Annotated in this window: 13 protein-coding genes; all 13 read right to left on the bottom strand. The window is 53.6% G+C overall.

All coding sequences use genetic code 11. The features are described from left to right. Positions 1 to 136: 136 nt before the first annotated feature. The 13 genes from ABD028_RS07585 to ABD028_RS07525 all read right to left on the bottom strand — a co-directional run bounded on the left by ABD028_RS07585 (position 137) and on the right by ABD028_RS07525 (position 14,623). Positions 137 to 1,510, bottom strand: coding sequence for an amidohydrolase family protein (locus ABD028_RS07585; RefSeq protein ID WP_343843677.1), 1,374 nt, complete (start codon positions 1,508 to 1,510; stop codon positions 137 to 139). Between the two features lie 93 nt (positions 1,511 to 1,603). Then, the gene (locus ABD028_RS07580; protein WP_343843674.1) at positions 1,604 to 3,067 is read right to left on the bottom strand and encodes a M48 family metalloprotease; all 1,464 of its coding nucleotides are present in this window, start codon (positions 3,065 to 3,067) and stop codon (positions 1,604 to 1,606) included. Next, positions 3,051 to 3,713, bottom strand: a complete 663-nt coding sequence (locus tag ABD028_RS07575; RefSeq protein WP_343843671.1) for a hypothetical protein — start codon at positions 3,711 to 3,713, stop codon at positions 3,051 to 3,053. Before ABD028_RS07575 ends, ABD028_RS07580 begins: the two co-directional genes overlap by 17 nt. Continuing rightward, on the bottom strand, positions 3,710 to 4,330 hold the full coding sequence (locus ABD028_RS07570) for a hypothetical protein (protein WP_343843669.1): 621 nt from the start codon (positions 4,328 to 4,330) through the stop codon (positions 3,710 to 3,712). The genes ABD028_RS07575 and ABD028_RS07570 overlap by 4 nt, the downstream gene beginning before the upstream one ends. Before the next feature lie 46 nt (positions 4,331 to 4,376). Further along, positions 4,377 to 5,381, bottom strand: coding sequence for a vWA domain-containing protein (locus tag ABD028_RS07565; RefSeq protein ID WP_343843666.1), 1,005 nt, complete (start codon positions 5,379 to 5,381; stop codon positions 4,377 to 4,379). Beyond that, the gene (locus ABD028_RS07560) at positions 5,378 to 6,460 is read right to left on the bottom strand and encodes a vWA domain-containing protein (protein WP_343843664.1); all 1,083 of its coding nucleotides are present in this window, start codon (positions 6,458 to 6,460) and stop codon (positions 5,378 to 5,380) included. Before ABD028_RS07560 ends, ABD028_RS07565 begins: the two co-directional genes overlap by 4 nt. Further along, complete coding sequence (locus tag ABD028_RS07555; RefSeq protein WP_343843662.1) at positions 6,457 to 7,671, bottom strand: hypothetical protein; 1,215 nt, start codon at positions 7,669 to 7,671, stop codon at positions 6,457 to 6,459. The genes ABD028_RS07560 and ABD028_RS07555 overlap by 4 nt, the downstream gene beginning before the upstream one ends. Before the next feature lie 5 nt (positions 7,672 to 7,676). Then, positions 7,677 to 8,477 carry a MotA/TolQ/ExbB proton channel family protein gene (locus ABD028_RS07550; protein WP_343843660.1) on the bottom strand — a complete coding sequence of 267 codons (801 nt, stop codon included), beginning with the start codon at positions 8,475 to 8,477 and terminating at the stop codon, positions 7,677 to 7,679. An 8-nt stretch (positions 8,478 to 8,485) separates the two neighbouring features. Next, entirely contained in the window at positions 8,486 to 8,647 is a 162-nt protein-coding gene (locus ABD028_RS07545) for a hypothetical protein (protein ID WP_343843658.1), read from the bottom strand. Further along, positions 8,644 to 10,731, bottom strand: coding sequence for a PEGA domain-containing protein (locus ABD028_RS07540; protein WP_343843656.1), 2,088 nt, complete (start codon positions 10,729 to 10,731; stop codon positions 8,644 to 8,646). Before ABD028_RS07540 ends, ABD028_RS07545 begins: the two co-directional genes overlap by 4 nt. Beyond that, positions 10,728 to 12,203 carry a tetratricopeptide repeat protein gene (locus ABD028_RS07535; RefSeq protein ID WP_343843654.1) on the bottom strand — a complete coding sequence of 492 codons (1,476 nt, stop codon included), beginning with the start codon at positions 12,201 to 12,203 and terminating at the stop codon, positions 10,728 to 10,730. The genes ABD028_RS07540 and ABD028_RS07535 overlap by 4 nt, the downstream gene beginning before the upstream one ends. Positions 12,204 to 12,226: 23 nt before the next feature. Further along, complete coding sequence (locus ABD028_RS07530; protein ID WP_343843652.1) at positions 12,227 to 13,414, bottom strand: hypothetical protein; 1,188 nt, start codon at positions 13,412 to 13,414, stop codon at positions 12,227 to 12,229. Between the two features lie 18 nt (positions 13,415 to 13,432). Then, positions 13,433 to 14,623 carry a hypothetical protein gene (locus ABD028_RS07525; protein ID WP_343843650.1) on the bottom strand — a complete coding sequence of 397 codons (1,191 nt, stop codon included), beginning with the start codon at positions 14,621 to 14,623 and terminating at the stop codon, positions 13,433 to 13,435. Positions 14,624 to 14,629: the final 6 nt, after the last annotated feature.

Raw genomic sequence — 14,629 nt, 5'->3', positions numbered from 1 at the left:
CAATACAAGCTGTATCAGATATTACCAATCTCCGAGCTTTTTATCCCTCCGCGGAGAAGTAATTGAAGCTTTTCTTGCCGGGTTTCTGTGACAGCAGAGGCACAAAGCATTCGCTCAGCCCTCTGTCGCCAAGCCGTTAAAGTGCCGACTCAATCACCTGGCCGTCCTGTTTATACAGCTTGCCGCCTTTCATCACCAGCTTGACGTCCTGCAGCAGATTGATATACCGCAGTACATCGCCTTTTACCGCGATAATATCGGCATACTTGCCCGCTGAGACGGTGCCGCTGTCTTTGTCCACCCCCATCATCACTGATGGCCAGTAGGTTGCAGCCCGAATTGCATCCATGGCCGGGATGCCCATAACATCCACCCATACAGCCAGTTCATTCCAGGTACTCTGACAATGAAACTTGGTGGGTATGCCGCTGTCTGTGCCGACCAGAAACACCACGCCAGCGTCCCGTAACTGCTGAATTTTATGTTTAAGCGTGGGTTTGCGTAGTGGAGTCAACTGCATATAGCTAAGCTGACCGGGATTTCTCAGGGACTGGCGAATATCGGCAATGGTGTCGTCCTTCAATCCACGTTGCCAACAATTATTATCCAGTCGCTCGGGATTGGCGACGGTCAGGTCGTATTGCCACAGTCCTTCCACTGTTGGAGTCCAGAACAGCGGCCCACCGGCAACCCGGCCAGTGGCGGTGCGCTCTTTGAGTTTTTCCATTACATCATCGGGGAAGCCGGGGGCCGTCGTCAGGCCGGTATGTTCGAAATTGTCCACCCCTATGGCCAGACCCCGGCGGATCTCATCGGGACGGTGGGCGTGAGCGACCACTTTCAGGCCTTGTTGATGGGCTTCATCTACCACGGCCTGGGCTTCTTCCAGGCTCATCTTGTCCTGGTCGATCAGTTTAATAATATCCACGCCTGCCTCGGCCAACAGCCTGACTTTCTGGCGGGCATCATTTTCACCTTTGATACCCCAGCGGTAGGCTTCGGTGCCGGGGTAGGGCTCATGTTGGATAAACGGCCCGGACACATATAAACGCGGACCTGCAATGCGGCCCTCATTGATACCTTGCTTGACGGCAACAGATGCTTCCAGCGGTGCACCCAAATCACGGGCACTGGTAACACCGGCCAGCAGCAATTGTAAGGCACTGGCAGGCATCACTTCATCTTTAAAACGTTCGGGATAGGCTTTATGCCAATGATCATAATTAGCATGACCGGCCAGCATTAAATGCGCATGGCTTTCCCACAAACCCGGTAATACATCCATTCCTTCCGTAGAAATATGTTGGTAGCCTTCGGGTACCGGCAGGGTATCGACAGTACCGACTTTTTCAATTCGGTCGTCTTTAATCAGGATCACACTATTGGCGATAGGCTGGTGGCCGAAGCCGTCTATCAGACGACCACCCACCAGGGCTTTACGTTCTTCAGCCACAGGAGTGAAAGAAAAGACCAGTAGAGCCATAAATAGAACTGAACGTTTGACAGACATGGTTGCCTCTTATTGTTGTTAGCGAGCCATTCCACCTTAAGTCAGTTGCTGGTTAAAATCCAGCCAGAGGGGCTGACGCCCCTAGCTAGTAAGTTACCTGATAATTTTCAGCCACTCACCTTCTTTAGGCTCACCGCTGGGATAGTAACCGTTAATCAGTCTGAGCTGTTCTTCTGCGTAGCGGCCAATGCGCATGCTTCTGGCAATACCAGCGAAGGTCGTGCCAGGCTCTGCTTGCACATAATTGATGGTCTTGGGCTTGGGTAAGGCTGCGGTGCCGCGCTCTGGTGCGAAGCTATGAATACTGTCCAGAAACAGCTTGTCATAATCTGTGTCTGGGTCAGGTTTATGCACTTCACCCTGCAGCATATAAATCAGCGAGCCGCGATAGAAAATGGCAACCCGACTGGGCTGGGGTAACTTGTCATCGGCCGGGCGGATGCCGGTATGGCCGAGCATGCCAGCCTGACTGAAATCTTCTGAGCGCATCAGCAGCGGCACATCGTAGTATTTACGCAGATAGTTGCCGGGGGGCAGTTCTTCCTGGCGTCGGGTCACTTCCATATGCATCAGCGCACTTTTATCCGGGGCCTCGGCAATAATGGTATGCCCGGCATTCGTCACCTGCCAATCGTCGGGAAAGATCACGGAGAAGCCCAGCCGATTGTGCGTAAAGCGGTTGTCCTCATCATCTTTTTTGTCATCCGGACGCCGGTAGCTTGGGCCGTACACCAGGCCATCCATAATGCTGCGAAATTCCGCCGGATCTTTTTCCACCACCTGAGTGTGCTTTTCCAGCTCGGCGGCCTTGTCCACGACTTCGCGCAGACGGGTATCGTTACGTGGGTGGGTAGAAAACAGACCGTGGTAAGTTTGCTGGCGACCGGTCTTGGCATTTAAGTGCCGGGTAAATTTCTCCTGATCCTTCAGGGTACTGATAACTTCGATCATGGCATGGGGTGAATAACCGGCCTTGGACAGGTAGCGGGCACCCAGGCCGTCTGCTTCCAACTCCATTTCCCGGCCATAGCCCATCACTGCGGCACTGCTCCACAAGCTGGCAGCATCTCCCACCGCCCAGCTTCCTGTGGCCAGCACCGACATCACGCTGAGTACCTGCGCGCCAGTGCGGGCGGTATCCTGGCGTACCGCATGACGGGCGGTGACATGGCCCAGTTCGTGGGCAAGCACGGCGGCCAGCTGCGCTTCGCTGTGCATATACGCCAGCAGGCCTCGATTGACATAGATATAACCACCGGGCAAAGCAAAAGCGTTGATTTGCGGGTTGTCCAATACCGTAAAGTGGTAAGTCAGTTCCGGACGTTCGCCAACTTTGGCCAGGGCCTGTCCCACCTGGTTAACATAGGCTGTGACTTTTTCATCTTCATAGATGGGTTGGGTTTCGAGAATTTTCTTATGCATTTCCTCCCCAATTTCCAACTCCCTGGATTCAGACATCGTAACAAATTCGGCATCCCCGGTGGCCGGATTGGTGGCGCAGCCGCTGAGAAACTGACTGGCGGCAAAAAACAGCAACAGGCTAATTCTGTACGGCATTATTGGTCTCTCCCTGTGGTTTGAAAAATTCGGTTAATTGTTTACCCAGACCGCGGCAGGTTTCGGTTTCCACTTGTGCCAGTAAGGGAATTGGCACCACCACGGCAGGCATATAGGAGGTGCCTTTGGCGCTGGCATGAATGCGCCCGGCAACCACTTCGCGTTTCAGATCCCAGATAATAGATTCATAGCCCGCCTCTTCGTCCCAACTGCCAAATCCCAGGCAACCACCGCCTGGCACCAGCGCACAACTGATTGAACCAACGCTGGAGGTGGTTTCGGTATTACCGTCCACCCAGATAAGATAGCGTAGCTTATGTTGTTGCATGCGGCTGGCGAGCCGCTCCTGACTCTGTAGTCGGTTCATGCCCGGCAGGTTCAGCGGCGCGGTGCGGGGTTCAAAGAAAGGATAAAACTCATCCAGAAACTGCTGTTCAGGAATCACGTTGAGGCCCTGTTTTGTCATGCTTTCCTGCAGACAGTTGATCAGCGACGGTTCGGTTTCGTAATTATTGGCATGGCGGCGACCCAGAATGACTATGGACTCACCTTGATGCAGGCTGGCGCTGCTATGGCGAAATTCGTCGATGGTGACACTGGAGCAGCCACTCAGCAGTATAATGACGGGCAGTATTAGCTGTTTCATGGCTGTTCTCCGCGGATGGCAAGGGTGGATTTATTCAGGTTTTGTTCCATCCACTGGCGAATTTCCGGCACCCTGGAAAAATCCATTAATAATTTGGCTCCTGAATCACGCAGAGCCATTTGTATTGCCAGGTCTAGTCCTCCTGCGTCACTGGTGGCAAAGGCGGTGGGGGTTTTGCCATAGGAGGTCATAAACCAGTCGGCCACCAGTCGGCCACTGCCTTCATGTAACTGCAGGTGGTATTTAAACCACACTTCGTAAATATTGCTGCGGGTTTCCCGGGGCACGGTGTATTGAAATTCCTCCACCCTGGGCGTCAGGATCAGGTCGGCTGCCCCTTGCTGCTGATTCAGATCCACCACGTTTTCGAACATGCCCGCCAGTACCTGACTGAACATCTGCATCTGTGCATCGCCTTGTTCTATCTTCCATTCCTTGCGCGCTTCGTTACTTTCCTCATACCGATACTGGCGCAGTTCTTTGGGATAATAGGTGCCCACCGTTAACGGCATTGGCTGGATAAGGGGTGTCGGAACCTGGCTCTTAACCTTGAAGCTGCCGGAGCAACTGCAAAGCAATGAACTCAACATCAAGATGCATAACAGCCGGGATTGCATAAGCGATTTCCTCCAACCATGTCATAAGCAAAGCTTCACCCTGGAATTAATAACCAGGGCGAAAATCATTAAGGCCGATAAAGGTGCCACCGTTTTGCAGAGTGAGTTCGCGCATCAGGGCGGCAAAGCGGATGCCCGTCATCTGGTACTGCGGCGGATTGGCAAACTGCACAGGCAACCCCACTGCGTGGATGCGCACCCGTTTCTGATTACCTTCTGCCATCAGGTTAATTCTGGACACCGTATCCACCACCTGCTTGATGGAACGGCCGGTAAATTCATCACCAAATACATAGATACTGATTTTTTTGTCCGGGGCGTAAAACGAGCGGATGGCGGCCAGTACGCCCTCCACCGGGGATGAATTACTAAAGGGGTGCCAGCCACGCAGCCGCTCGACAATGGCGCTGCGCCTGGCTGGTGTGTCTGGGATCCACTCACGGCGATAATTAGTGAACATATAGTCGCCCATGTCATTCATGATCTGGATCCCTTTAACGTTGGGGTAAATATCCAATGTGGCGATGATTTCATCGATCATGCGTTGCCAGCCGTAATTGACCATGCTGCCGGACGTGTCGATGATGAAAATGATGTATTCACTGTCTACCGGGATGCCGCCGATAAGATCATTCTTACGCTTGTAGTTATCCCCCAATAGGCGGCGCATTTCCTCGGTCAGACTTTGCCTGGCCAGTTCCAGTTCGCCTTTTTGTTTGGCACTGAACTGTTCGGCTTCTGATAATCTGGCGTAACGGCTTTGCAGCAAATCCATTTCGGTACGCAGTTTAGCTATCCGCGCCAGTTCAAGAGAAAGTTGCTCGTGTTTGGCAGTCATCTGGCGGTTCAATGTGGTGGTTTCGCCGCGCAGGGTAAACAATTGACGCTGTAAGTCCTGCACCAGGCCCTGATTATCGATTTGCGCCTGCTCAATCACATCCGGGGGCACATTGCGGACAATCAGCATCAGAATAATAATGGCGCCAAAGCCGCAGGAAATAACATCCAAAAACGAGATACTGAAAATATCCGTGACTTGTCTGCGTTTCATGGCCAGTCCTCCGATGGGCTTAAGAAGGAGCCGCCAGTGAGTTGCGCCAGTTGCCAGAACGCCGCCGCTGCCATAGGATCGCCTTCCATCGGACTGAGCAGGGTATTGACCGGTACGCCCTGAGGCAGCCCCTGTACCGCTTTTTTAAACAGTTCCAGCCGTTCAATACCGGAGATGGTGTTTTCCTTATTGGCATTCAGCCCCTGAGTGGGCAGGCCATCGGTGATCAGGAAGATATTGTCAGGCAACGGATCCAGTGCGCCGGCCGACAGAAATGCCCGCTCCAGACTGGTACCGCCGCCAGGCAGGTGTTTACGTACACTAGCCATGGCCTTATCCAGGCTGTCTTTGTCACTGACCTTCAGCCAACTACCCTGAGTATTCTCAATGGCAGCATGCGCATCGGTATTAAACAGGTAAATCTGGTAATGACTGTCTTTGGGAAATTGCGATACCAGCCAGGCGGCGCGGTCCTGGGCACGTAACCACTTAGGTGATGCACGCTGAATGTCCTCCTGCATATGGCGTCGGCGCACTATATTAACCAGCCGCTCATCCAGCATACTGGTGCTGGCATCCAGCAGGATCAAAATTCTTTCTCCTCCCAGGCGTAAACCGGTCAGGTATTGCCTGTCCCCCATACCAACAAATTTCTGAACATTTTCCCCTTCGCGCTGTTCGGCCAGTAATTGCTGCTTCTCTTTCTCCAGAGCGGCCAGTTGCTCTTTGAGTTTTTTAATTTCTTCGTCCCATTGCTCAGGATCCAGCACGTCCAGGTGACTACGCTGATTGCGCAACTGCTCTTCTATCTGCCGTGCCAGTCCCTGAGCATTAGCCAGTTCCATGTCCACCTCTGACAGCACATTTCTGGCACGCACCAGATCTTCCTTGCCAATGCGGATCTCCTCTTCCAGCAGGCGCACTTCAGATTCATCCATCATCTCCACCTGCTCGCGGTTTTCATCAATACCGTGTTTAAGCAGCAGAAACAGCAAGGCTGCGGCGCCAAAGCCGCAAGACATGACATCTAAAAAAGCCAGGCTGAAATTGGATGCTTGGCGACGACCTTTTCTGCTCATGGCAGCACCCGGATACAGCGAAGCTGATGCTGTTGCTCGCCCTGGCACAGCGTTATTTCATCACCCAGTCTGAGCAGACCGTCGGTTCGCACAGAACGGGCTTGCCAGGGCGCATTGGCGACCAGCACAAAGCCGTTATCTAGTCTGTGTAATAAAAACGCGGGGCTATCATTCATGTGCGTTAACCTGTGGTTTTGCCAGCCATATCCCCCCGCCGTCAGGGGCAAAGCGTGATCCTGAAACAGAACGTGGGTTGGCCAGGCCAGTCTGGTGCTCTGACTGGTCCGCGGCAGGCTGTCAATTAACGGTATGGCCTGGGAATCAGGACTGGGCGACACATACCTAAGGGCTGCGATGGCGGCGTTTAATGACAGGCACTTTGCATTTTTCAGCAGATCTGCAAGACCGGGCAGGGCGGCCAATCGGGGGCTGAGCCACAGATTTGCCTGCTGCGATTCCAGCGCGCGTTGCAGCGGTATAAAAAACTGGCAGATTAGCTCGCCTATTTCCTGCCTATCAAGTCGCAGTACTTTGTTGGCAATCACCAGTTCATTGCTTGCTTGTCCGCTGCATACTGCCTGGGTCCACTCGTACATCGCCTGTTCGGTTTCCCCCCTGTGCATGGGGTCAAAGCGCTGCTCCTGAATAAAGCGGCGGGTCAGGTGTCGCATGATATGTTCATGCAGATTGTCCCAGCCCAGCGCCGAGAAATGTTGATAGGAGGTTACGCCTATATCCGCATCTGCTTGTAGTTGCGTTAACAGAACTTGCTGGGCATGCAATTCCAGGTGCGCATGGCTGCCAGATTCGGCTTGCTCTGCCAAGCAGGCCAGCGCCTGGTTGATCATGCCCTGCACCTGCCATGGCGTCTCACGCAAGATCCCCAGCAGCAAACTGAGCTGTGCTTCGCCGAAGCTGGCTGGCACCGCCAGCAACACAGGCGACGGACCAAATTGTTCAGCCATGGCCAGGAGTTGTTGATGCGCCAAATCGGCCGGGTGACGAAAGCCGCCAATTTGCCTGCCTTGTTCCAGGCTCAGATATTGCCAGTAAGTACTGGCGCAGTGCCTGGGGTACAAACGTCGGGCCGACAGGGCCTGAGCATTGAACAGCAGCGTACTGCCTTGTTCCAGAATCACACACTGGTGTTCAAAACACTGCTCATTCCGATGCAGTCGCAGGGCAATATCATTGATCTCAAGAACATCCACAATGCTTACTCCACTTGTTTCATCCAGCGCAATAAATGCTCATCGGTGTAGCGTTTAGTTTGAGTTACCACCCGCTCTTGCTGTAATTGCAATTGATGACTGACAAACATGATGAAAATGCTGATCAGAAGGGCGATAAAGGTAGAATTAAATGCCACTCCCAGTGCCTGGGTGACCCCGGTAATATCGCCCTCAATCGCTTTGTGGGCCTGTCCCAGTGCATCGCCGATGCCGCGCACTGTGCCGATAAATCCAATGGACGGAATGGCCCAGGCGATATAGCGCACCAGCGAAAGCTCACTGTCGAGGCGGTCAGATTCGGTATCACACTGCTCTTTTATCGCCTCTGCTGATGCCGCCACATCGCCGGTGGCACCAAAGCGTTGCAGGGCCGTGAGCAGGGTGCGCGGTACCAGCAATTGTTGCTGCTGCTCAGGCAAGGATTGCAGTGGCCGGGATAAGTCCACCGCATCAGTGGGCAAGATGGTGGTACCCTGTTCGGTGGGTAACCAGTGGCGATCCAGCATGCGCCGCTCTTTTTGCAGTTGCATGGCTTTAAAGGCCATGATGGAGCAGGCCCACAACATCAGAATAAAGCAGCTTTCCTGCTCAAAATCTTTCAGCACGACATACCAGGAGCGCTGGGCCTGAATTGTCTGGCCCTGGCTTTGTAGTTCTATTTGCTGCTGGATAAGGGCATCGGCCCGGGGACGAATCAGAGAAACATACAGGCCATGTACCAGAATGATGGCCATCAACAGACTGAACAATTGATAGATGAATTCACGTGGCGCACGATTGTCCATGGTAAACCTCAAATGTCCGTAGGAAAGGAAACCGAGGAATCTTCAGAGATCTCCTCAGATGGAATAAAAAAGCCCTGACGGCTTGGGGCCGGCTGATCCGGTGCAAAGGCCTGGCCGGTCTGACATGCCAGCACCAAGGCCAGCAGCAAGAGTTTCAGCTTTCTACTCATGGCGTTGTCTCCTTTACATTGCTTAATGGTTCGGCATAACGGGCCAGGCGAAAGCCCAGATCGCGTCTGGGTTCACTGCCATAATCACGATAGGAAAGGCGCAGTTCGGTCAGTCGGGCGTGTGCCCAACTGGCACCGCGAATCACATGGTGTATGCCTTGCTGGCTACCCAGAGGATCCTGCTCAGCCTTGAAATTCAGTCCTGAATGAATCTGGTATACGTCATGCACCCATTCAGAGACATTGCCCATCAGGTCATATAGCCCTTTGTCATTTGCGGCAAAGCTGCCCACCGGTGCACTGACCCGGAACTTGTCCTCAAAATTTGCCAGCACATCCCCTACCAATGCGGCACTTTCCAGCCCAGCCAGGTTGGCGCTGGCAGGGGGTGGGGGGAGTTGTTGGCCCCAACTGAATTGTTGCATCGCTGCATTCTGGTAACGAGCGGCCCAGGCCCACTCGGCTTCACTGGGTAAACGATAGCCATTGGATGTGGCATCAAATCCTTGATACTGATTATCTTCAATCAGGTAAAACGGAGCCAAGCCCTGTTGCGCCGACAGCCAGTTGCAAAAACGGGCGGCATTTAGCCAACTGACATTAACCGCGGGCTGGTTTTCCCCATCCAGACTGGCACCTTCAGCATGGGAAGAACTGTGAAATGACTCAAATTGCCGGTACTGGCGGTTGGTGACCTCTGTGGCGCCCAGATAGAAGGGGCGGCTGAGCTTTACATTGTGCATGGTTTCATTGGCACGACGGCCTTGTTCGCGCCGTGATGCCCCCATCTGGAAGCTGACCTGGGGATGAAACAAATGCAATCTGGCATCACCCAGTATTTGCAGCTGTTTGGGTAAGGCATCAAATCTGGCCTGCTCGAGGGTTTTCAACTTGGCCTGCAGGCGAATCAGTTGTCCAGCCCTGGGAGTGAGTTCGCGGGTAAAGTCAGCATAGCCGTCCAGGGTAATGCGAACGCGTTGTGGGCGGGTGGCCAGTTCGAGGGTTTGGTTGGCCCTGCCCATCAGAATATCATTCACATACAGTAAGGCATCCTGATGCTCGCTGCTGATGGCCACTTTGCCAAGTAAGGCAGTGAGTGGCAGATCCAGTGCCTGCTTAGCTCCCGATGGCGCCTGCACTTCTCGGTCCAGCGGCTGATAGCCCTCCAGCAGTAGCTGTAACTGATGGGTTTTGTTGGCTTCCAGCGATAAAACTACGGGCGTTTTGCCTTGATACAAACCGTCCAGGGTAACGCTGGCGCCGACTGGCTTTGAGCTCAGATTCAATGTGGCTGATGCGGGCAGCAATCTGGCCTGCTCGATACTCAGGTTTTGTCCGGGTTCTATCTGCAAACGTTGTTGCCAGCTTTGGTAACCAGGATGCGACAGTTGCAGCCGGTGTTCACCGGCCATCAGCTCAAGTTGCAAAGGTGTCTGACCTTGTGGCACATCATTCACGCTAAGCGTGGCGCCAGATGGGTAGCTGTCCAGTTGCAGCGTGCCCCAGGCCGGTTTAAGTTCAACACTCAGGGTCTGCAGTTTGCCAAAACCGACAATCTCAATGGGTTGCTCATAAGGCAGGTACCGCTCTGCAGTGACTTGCAACTGATGCTGTCCCAATGGCAGATTGGTGATGTCCTGCTGGCTGTTGCCAACGGCTTGGCCGTCGATAAAAACCTGTGCGGGGACATTGGTCGCTAGCTGTAAACGACCTGGCTGTGGCGCAAGGTGAATGTCCAGACTGAAATCATCGCTACTGCTGGTGTCCAGTACCTGCTGATGCGGTTGGTAACCTGGATGGGTGATTTGCAATTGATACTGGCCGGGCATCAATAAGGTTCTCTCCCCCAGCTCAATATGATAAGGACCGTCTAACTGGATTTGACTGTTTACCGGAGTGACGCGCAGTTCCAGACTGGTGGCACTGAGCAGAAACGCCAGAATAGCCAACAACAGGCATAACATTAACCCCAACAGATAATGCCATGGCCTTAAGGAGTGGGCCGGGCGAGATGGCTGACGGCCACCAGGCTCGAATACAGCTGGGGTGATCAATGTCGCATTTTTTATCTGCAAATTACTCATATGCTGCCTATTTTTTCGGTGCAACGAATATGGATGACAGGGGCCTGGTCTCCGGCGTTTAAGATAAATTCATGCAGCACTTCCCGGTAACCTTCACGCTTACCCAGCAAGGTGTATTTACCCGGATATAAATGCAGTTGTTTGCTGTCGAAGGTGCCCAGTCCACCTACTTTGAATAGCTGCACTTCGGTTTGATTGTCCGATATCAATTGCACACTGACCGGGTCCCTGGCCTGTACCAGCAAATGCTGCAGTGTGGTGATCTGATCGCTAAGTCTGGGGCCTGGTAAGTTAATGCGGCTGGCTTGTTCAAGCAGAGCGGTGGCACTGGCATACTGACGCTCATCGCGAAGGGCCAGAGGTTCGGCTAGTCTGGCTCTGAGTAATTCATCTAATTCTGCTCTGGCTGTGGCCCTGAGCAAGGCCACTCTGACCTGGACCAGGTTGGACTGTAATGCGTCAGCCTGTTGGTAATTTTCAATGGCCTCTGTCCAGCGCTCCTGTGCTTCAAGCTGCTGACCCTGGCGCATTAACCCCGCAATACGCTGGGCCAGTTGCTTGCTCTTGGCCTGACGCAGAGCGTCTAAACTGTCGGCATCTTTGGGTTTAAGCTTCAGTGCCTGGTTAAAGGCGTTGATAGCCTCCCCCGCGTTTTCTGCTGCCAGTGCAGTTAATCCCTCTGACATATAGCGGCGGTGCAGTTGGTCGAGTTTACTTTGCTGAAGACGTGCTAATGTCTGGCTGGCTCGTAGATGTTGATTATCCAGTCCATGGGCCTGACTGGCGAAATCGATGGCCTCATCAATTTTGCCATCCTCTTCGGCATAGCCACTGGATTTCAGCAGCTTTAAAACCTTTGGCAGACTTTGCGCCCGCAGCAGACCGGCATGTGCATCTTTATCTTCTGGATGGATGGCATGGGCAAGATCAAAAGCACTGAGGGCAAGTTCAGGATCATCCTCCACTAAAGCTTGTTGGCCCTCGGTCATTGCCTTCACAAAAACTTGCTCGCTTTGTTGTTGCAAGGTTTGCAGTGCCTTCAAACTGGCCTGGTATTGGTCCAGAGCCTGGGTAAATTGACGTTGCTGGTAGAAATCATCGCCATCTTCGGCTTGTCTCAAAGCTGCTTGCATGGCGTTTTCTGCCCAGCGCGATACGGCCTGACTTTCCAGTGTCTGCTGGACACTGAGCAATTGCTGTAAAATATCCTGGGCTTCACGGCGGGCTTTCGCCAGTTGCGCATCCTGAAACGGCGTGTCTTCCAGCTTAGCAGCGACGGGCTGGGGCGTCGGTAAGGTTGGGCTCTCTGCTTTTGGCAGCCATTGCGGCATATTCAGGATCAGCCAAATCAGCAGGCCACAAAGCAACACCAGTGGCAACAGGTAAAGCGGTTTGCCCTTGGGACGCAGGGGCGTACCGACTTTATCGGTGACAAATCGGGGCTGGGAGGTATCTGGTATTTGTTCACGCATAACTGCTCCGGAGTTTTAAGTCACTAATGCACGGATTCGCCGCGTTCCAGTTGATAAATTTCCTTTAGCAGTGCCTGCCATTGCTGATACTGGTCGTCCACCGTGCCAGACAGCGTGACGGTGCGATCTTCCAGCTCAATACTTTGTGGAGCGATACTGGCTTCCAGTGACTCGCCGAGCTCAAGCAGGGCATCAATGTGGATCTGAGCCTGATCGGATTTATCCATGCCACTTTTCAGCATATAGCCCCCACCGGCCACCCCCACATAAGACGCCGCTCTGGCCACCGCGTCGGGGCTGCCTGCGCCAAGCACGCCGCCGACAATAGCCGCAGCGCCAAGTATTGTGCGTTTACGGGCTTCTTCTTCCAGCTCTCGCATGGCAATGACCTCCTGATAGCTCTGATCACGCCAGGCCCGGTAAGCCACCGCCATTTCCCGGGCGTATTGGGAGTAATATTCCTGTAGCGTGTCGATATACATCTGGTCGCGTTCCCGAATGGACTGCAGACGTTGCATCATGCTGTCACCTGAGGCCGGTAGTCGGCTTATCTGGTAATAACCATCATTATTCTGGTTCACATAGTCGGCAAATACCTGGGGAGCAAAATTACCGGCAAAACGCAGGGCTGCCAGTTCATGCAGATAGGCCACCTGTTGGTTGCTTAACTGGCGGCGGTAATTGAGTAAATCGTTGGCGATACGGTTATACAGATCGGCAAAAGGTTCACTGCTGTCTTTATGTTTAGGATCATAAGCGTAGCGACTGGCCAGACCCTGATATTCTTTCTCCAGCCAGGTGCGGCCTGTGGCGTCAAATGCATGCACCCATAACTTTAATTGTTCACCGTCTGAGGACAGTATCTTGGCAGTGACGTTCAGATCCAGTGGCACACTGCCTTGCGGCACGATCCTGACTGGGCCCCAGGCGGCGCTTTTTTGCATAGCCTGCATAAGCAGAAAGGGAAAATACTGACTTTCAGCTTTGCGGATTTCCGCAAAATACAACGGGTTATCATCTTGCTCGGTTGGCATTTCGCCGGGATCAAAACGCACAATAGCCACATCCAGCAACTGGTCTTCACTCAGCAGGGTCTGCTGGGTAACGATAGGCGTTGTGTTAGTGGTTTTGACCTGGTAGGTGGCACACCCGCTAACAACCAGTATCAGCAGTAAGGCTGATAATGCCATCCGGGAGGCTGAGGTTTTCATAATAGGCTCCTGTGCATATCAGTCGGCTTGACCTGCATTTTTCTTCAGCGGCAGGCCTTTGTACTTACGGTATTCATTCCAGAGTTTTTCTCTTAGTATCGGATCCGATTCCTTGATAGCCGCTTCGCGTATTTGCCTGGCTACCACATCATCATCACTGGCCTCCGGGATATCCGCAGGAACGGAATCGATGCCGGGCAGCGCCTGCCCACCCTCGGGCAATGGTGAGCCCGCAGAAGAGGGCTGCGATCCTGCCGATGCGCTATCATTCCCGCCGGCAGGTTGGCCATTATCCTGTTCCCCGCCAAAACCGCCTTCTCCTGCCGTTGCAGGCTCTTCTTCCATGGACTCCGGCTGCTGAGGAATTTCCGCCCCTTGCTGCGCAGCTCTGTCACGGACATAGGCATTTTCACGCAGGATCATCTGGTCGTATTGCCCCATGGCACTTTCTAACTGCGCATCGGCCCGGGCAATCAGTTGTTCATTGGAGGGCTGACCACCGCTTTGACCGCCAGCATGGCTGGCCGAAGCGGCACTGCTGCTGGAAGACGCTGACGCCGATGACGAAGCTGATGCTGAAGATGAAGATGAAGATGAAGATGAAGATGCTGATGATGAGGACGCTGATGCATTGACCTCTTCTGAAAAGTCGATATCGTCTGATTCGCTCTGTCCTTCGCCCTGAATATCGCTGGGCTGCTCGGCGGTATTGTCGTTGTAACCGCTAGCGTCGCCACCCAAGTCTTCTTCTGCCTGGCCACCTCCGGGCTGTGGCATTATCTCGCCATCACCCATTTCACCTTGTTGTTGCCCCTGACCGGTCGACTGGCCGGTTTGGTTGCTGCCAGATTGTTGGCTTTGACTGGTTTGCCCCTGGCTACCTTGTTGCTGCCCTTGCTGTTGTTGGCCCTGCTGTGAAGACGTCGACGCCGAACTGCTGGTTTTGCCATTGGCAGCAGACTGGCTGGACGAACTGGATGACTGGCCGCTATTTGATGGCATGCTGGAACTGGACTGATTTTGCCCCTGACCTTGCTGCTGACTCTTCTGTTGTCCGGAACCGGATGATGAACTGGGCGGCATCGGCTTGGAAGGCTGTGGCATCGACGGCGGTGACTGGGATGTGGATTCACAACCGCTGATTGCTAGCAGTAAACAACTGCAAAGCAGTGTCAAGGTACTGTATCTGGGGAGGTGCCGGTTCGACATGATGCT

The organism is Bowmanella denitrificans, from assembly GCF_039522935.1.
GTDB lineage: Bacteria > Pseudomonadota > Gammaproteobacteria > Enterobacterales > Alteromonadaceae > Bowmanella > Bowmanella denitrificans.
Note: the sequence above shows the minus strand (reverse complement) of the source record. Positions and strands in the feature narration are given on the sequence as shown.

What these genes read in the sequence shown, in the direction of transcription:
- ABD028_RS07585 (WP_343843677.1), bottom strand. Translation starts at nt 1,510, where the DNA reads ATGTCTGTCAAACGTTCAGTTCTATTTATGGCTCTACTGGTCTTTTCT.
- ABD028_RS07580 (WP_343843674.1), bottom strand. Translation starts at nt 3,067, where the DNA reads ATGCCGTACAGAATTAGCCTGTTGCTGTTTTTTGCCGCCAGTCAGTTT.
- ABD028_RS07575 (WP_343843671.1), bottom strand. Translation starts at nt 3,713, where the DNA reads ATGAAACAGCTAATACTGCCCGTCATTATACTGCTGAGTGGCTGCTCC.
- ABD028_RS07570 (WP_343843669.1), bottom strand. Translation starts at nt 4,330, where the DNA reads ATGCAATCCCGGCTGTTATGCATCTTGATGTTGAGTTCATTGCTTTGC.
- ABD028_RS07565 (WP_343843666.1), bottom strand. Translation starts at nt 5,381, where the DNA reads ATGAAACGCAGACAAGTCACGGATATTTTCAGTATCTCGTTTTTGGAT.
- ABD028_RS07560 (WP_343843664.1), bottom strand. Translation starts at nt 6,460, where the DNA reads ATGAGCAGAAAAGGTCGTCGCCAAGCATCCAATTTCAGCCTGGCTTTT.
- ABD028_RS07550 (WP_343843660.1), bottom strand. Translation starts at nt 8,477, where the DNA reads ATGGACAATCGTGCGCCACGTGAATTCATCTATCAATTGTTCAGTCTG.
- ABD028_RS07545 (WP_343843658.1), bottom strand. Translation starts at nt 8,647, where the DNA reads ATGAGTAGAAAGCTGAAACTCTTGCTGCTGGCCTTGGTGCTGGCATGT.
- ABD028_RS07540 (WP_343843656.1), bottom strand. Translation starts at nt 10,731, where the DNA reads ATGAGTAATTTGCAGATAAAAAATGCGACATTGATCACCCCAGCTGTA.
- ABD028_RS07535 (WP_343843654.1), bottom strand. Translation starts at nt 12,203, where the DNA reads ATGCGTGAACAAATACCAGATACCTCCCAGCCCCGATTTGTCACCGAT.
- ABD028_RS07530 (WP_343843652.1), bottom strand. Translation starts at nt 13,414, where the DNA reads ATGAAAACCTCAGCCTCCCGGATGGCATTATCAGCCTTACTGCTGATA.
- ABD028_RS07525 (WP_343843650.1), bottom strand. Translation starts at nt 14,623, where the DNA reads ATGTCGAACCGGCACCTCCCCAGATACAGTACCTTGACACTGCTTTGC.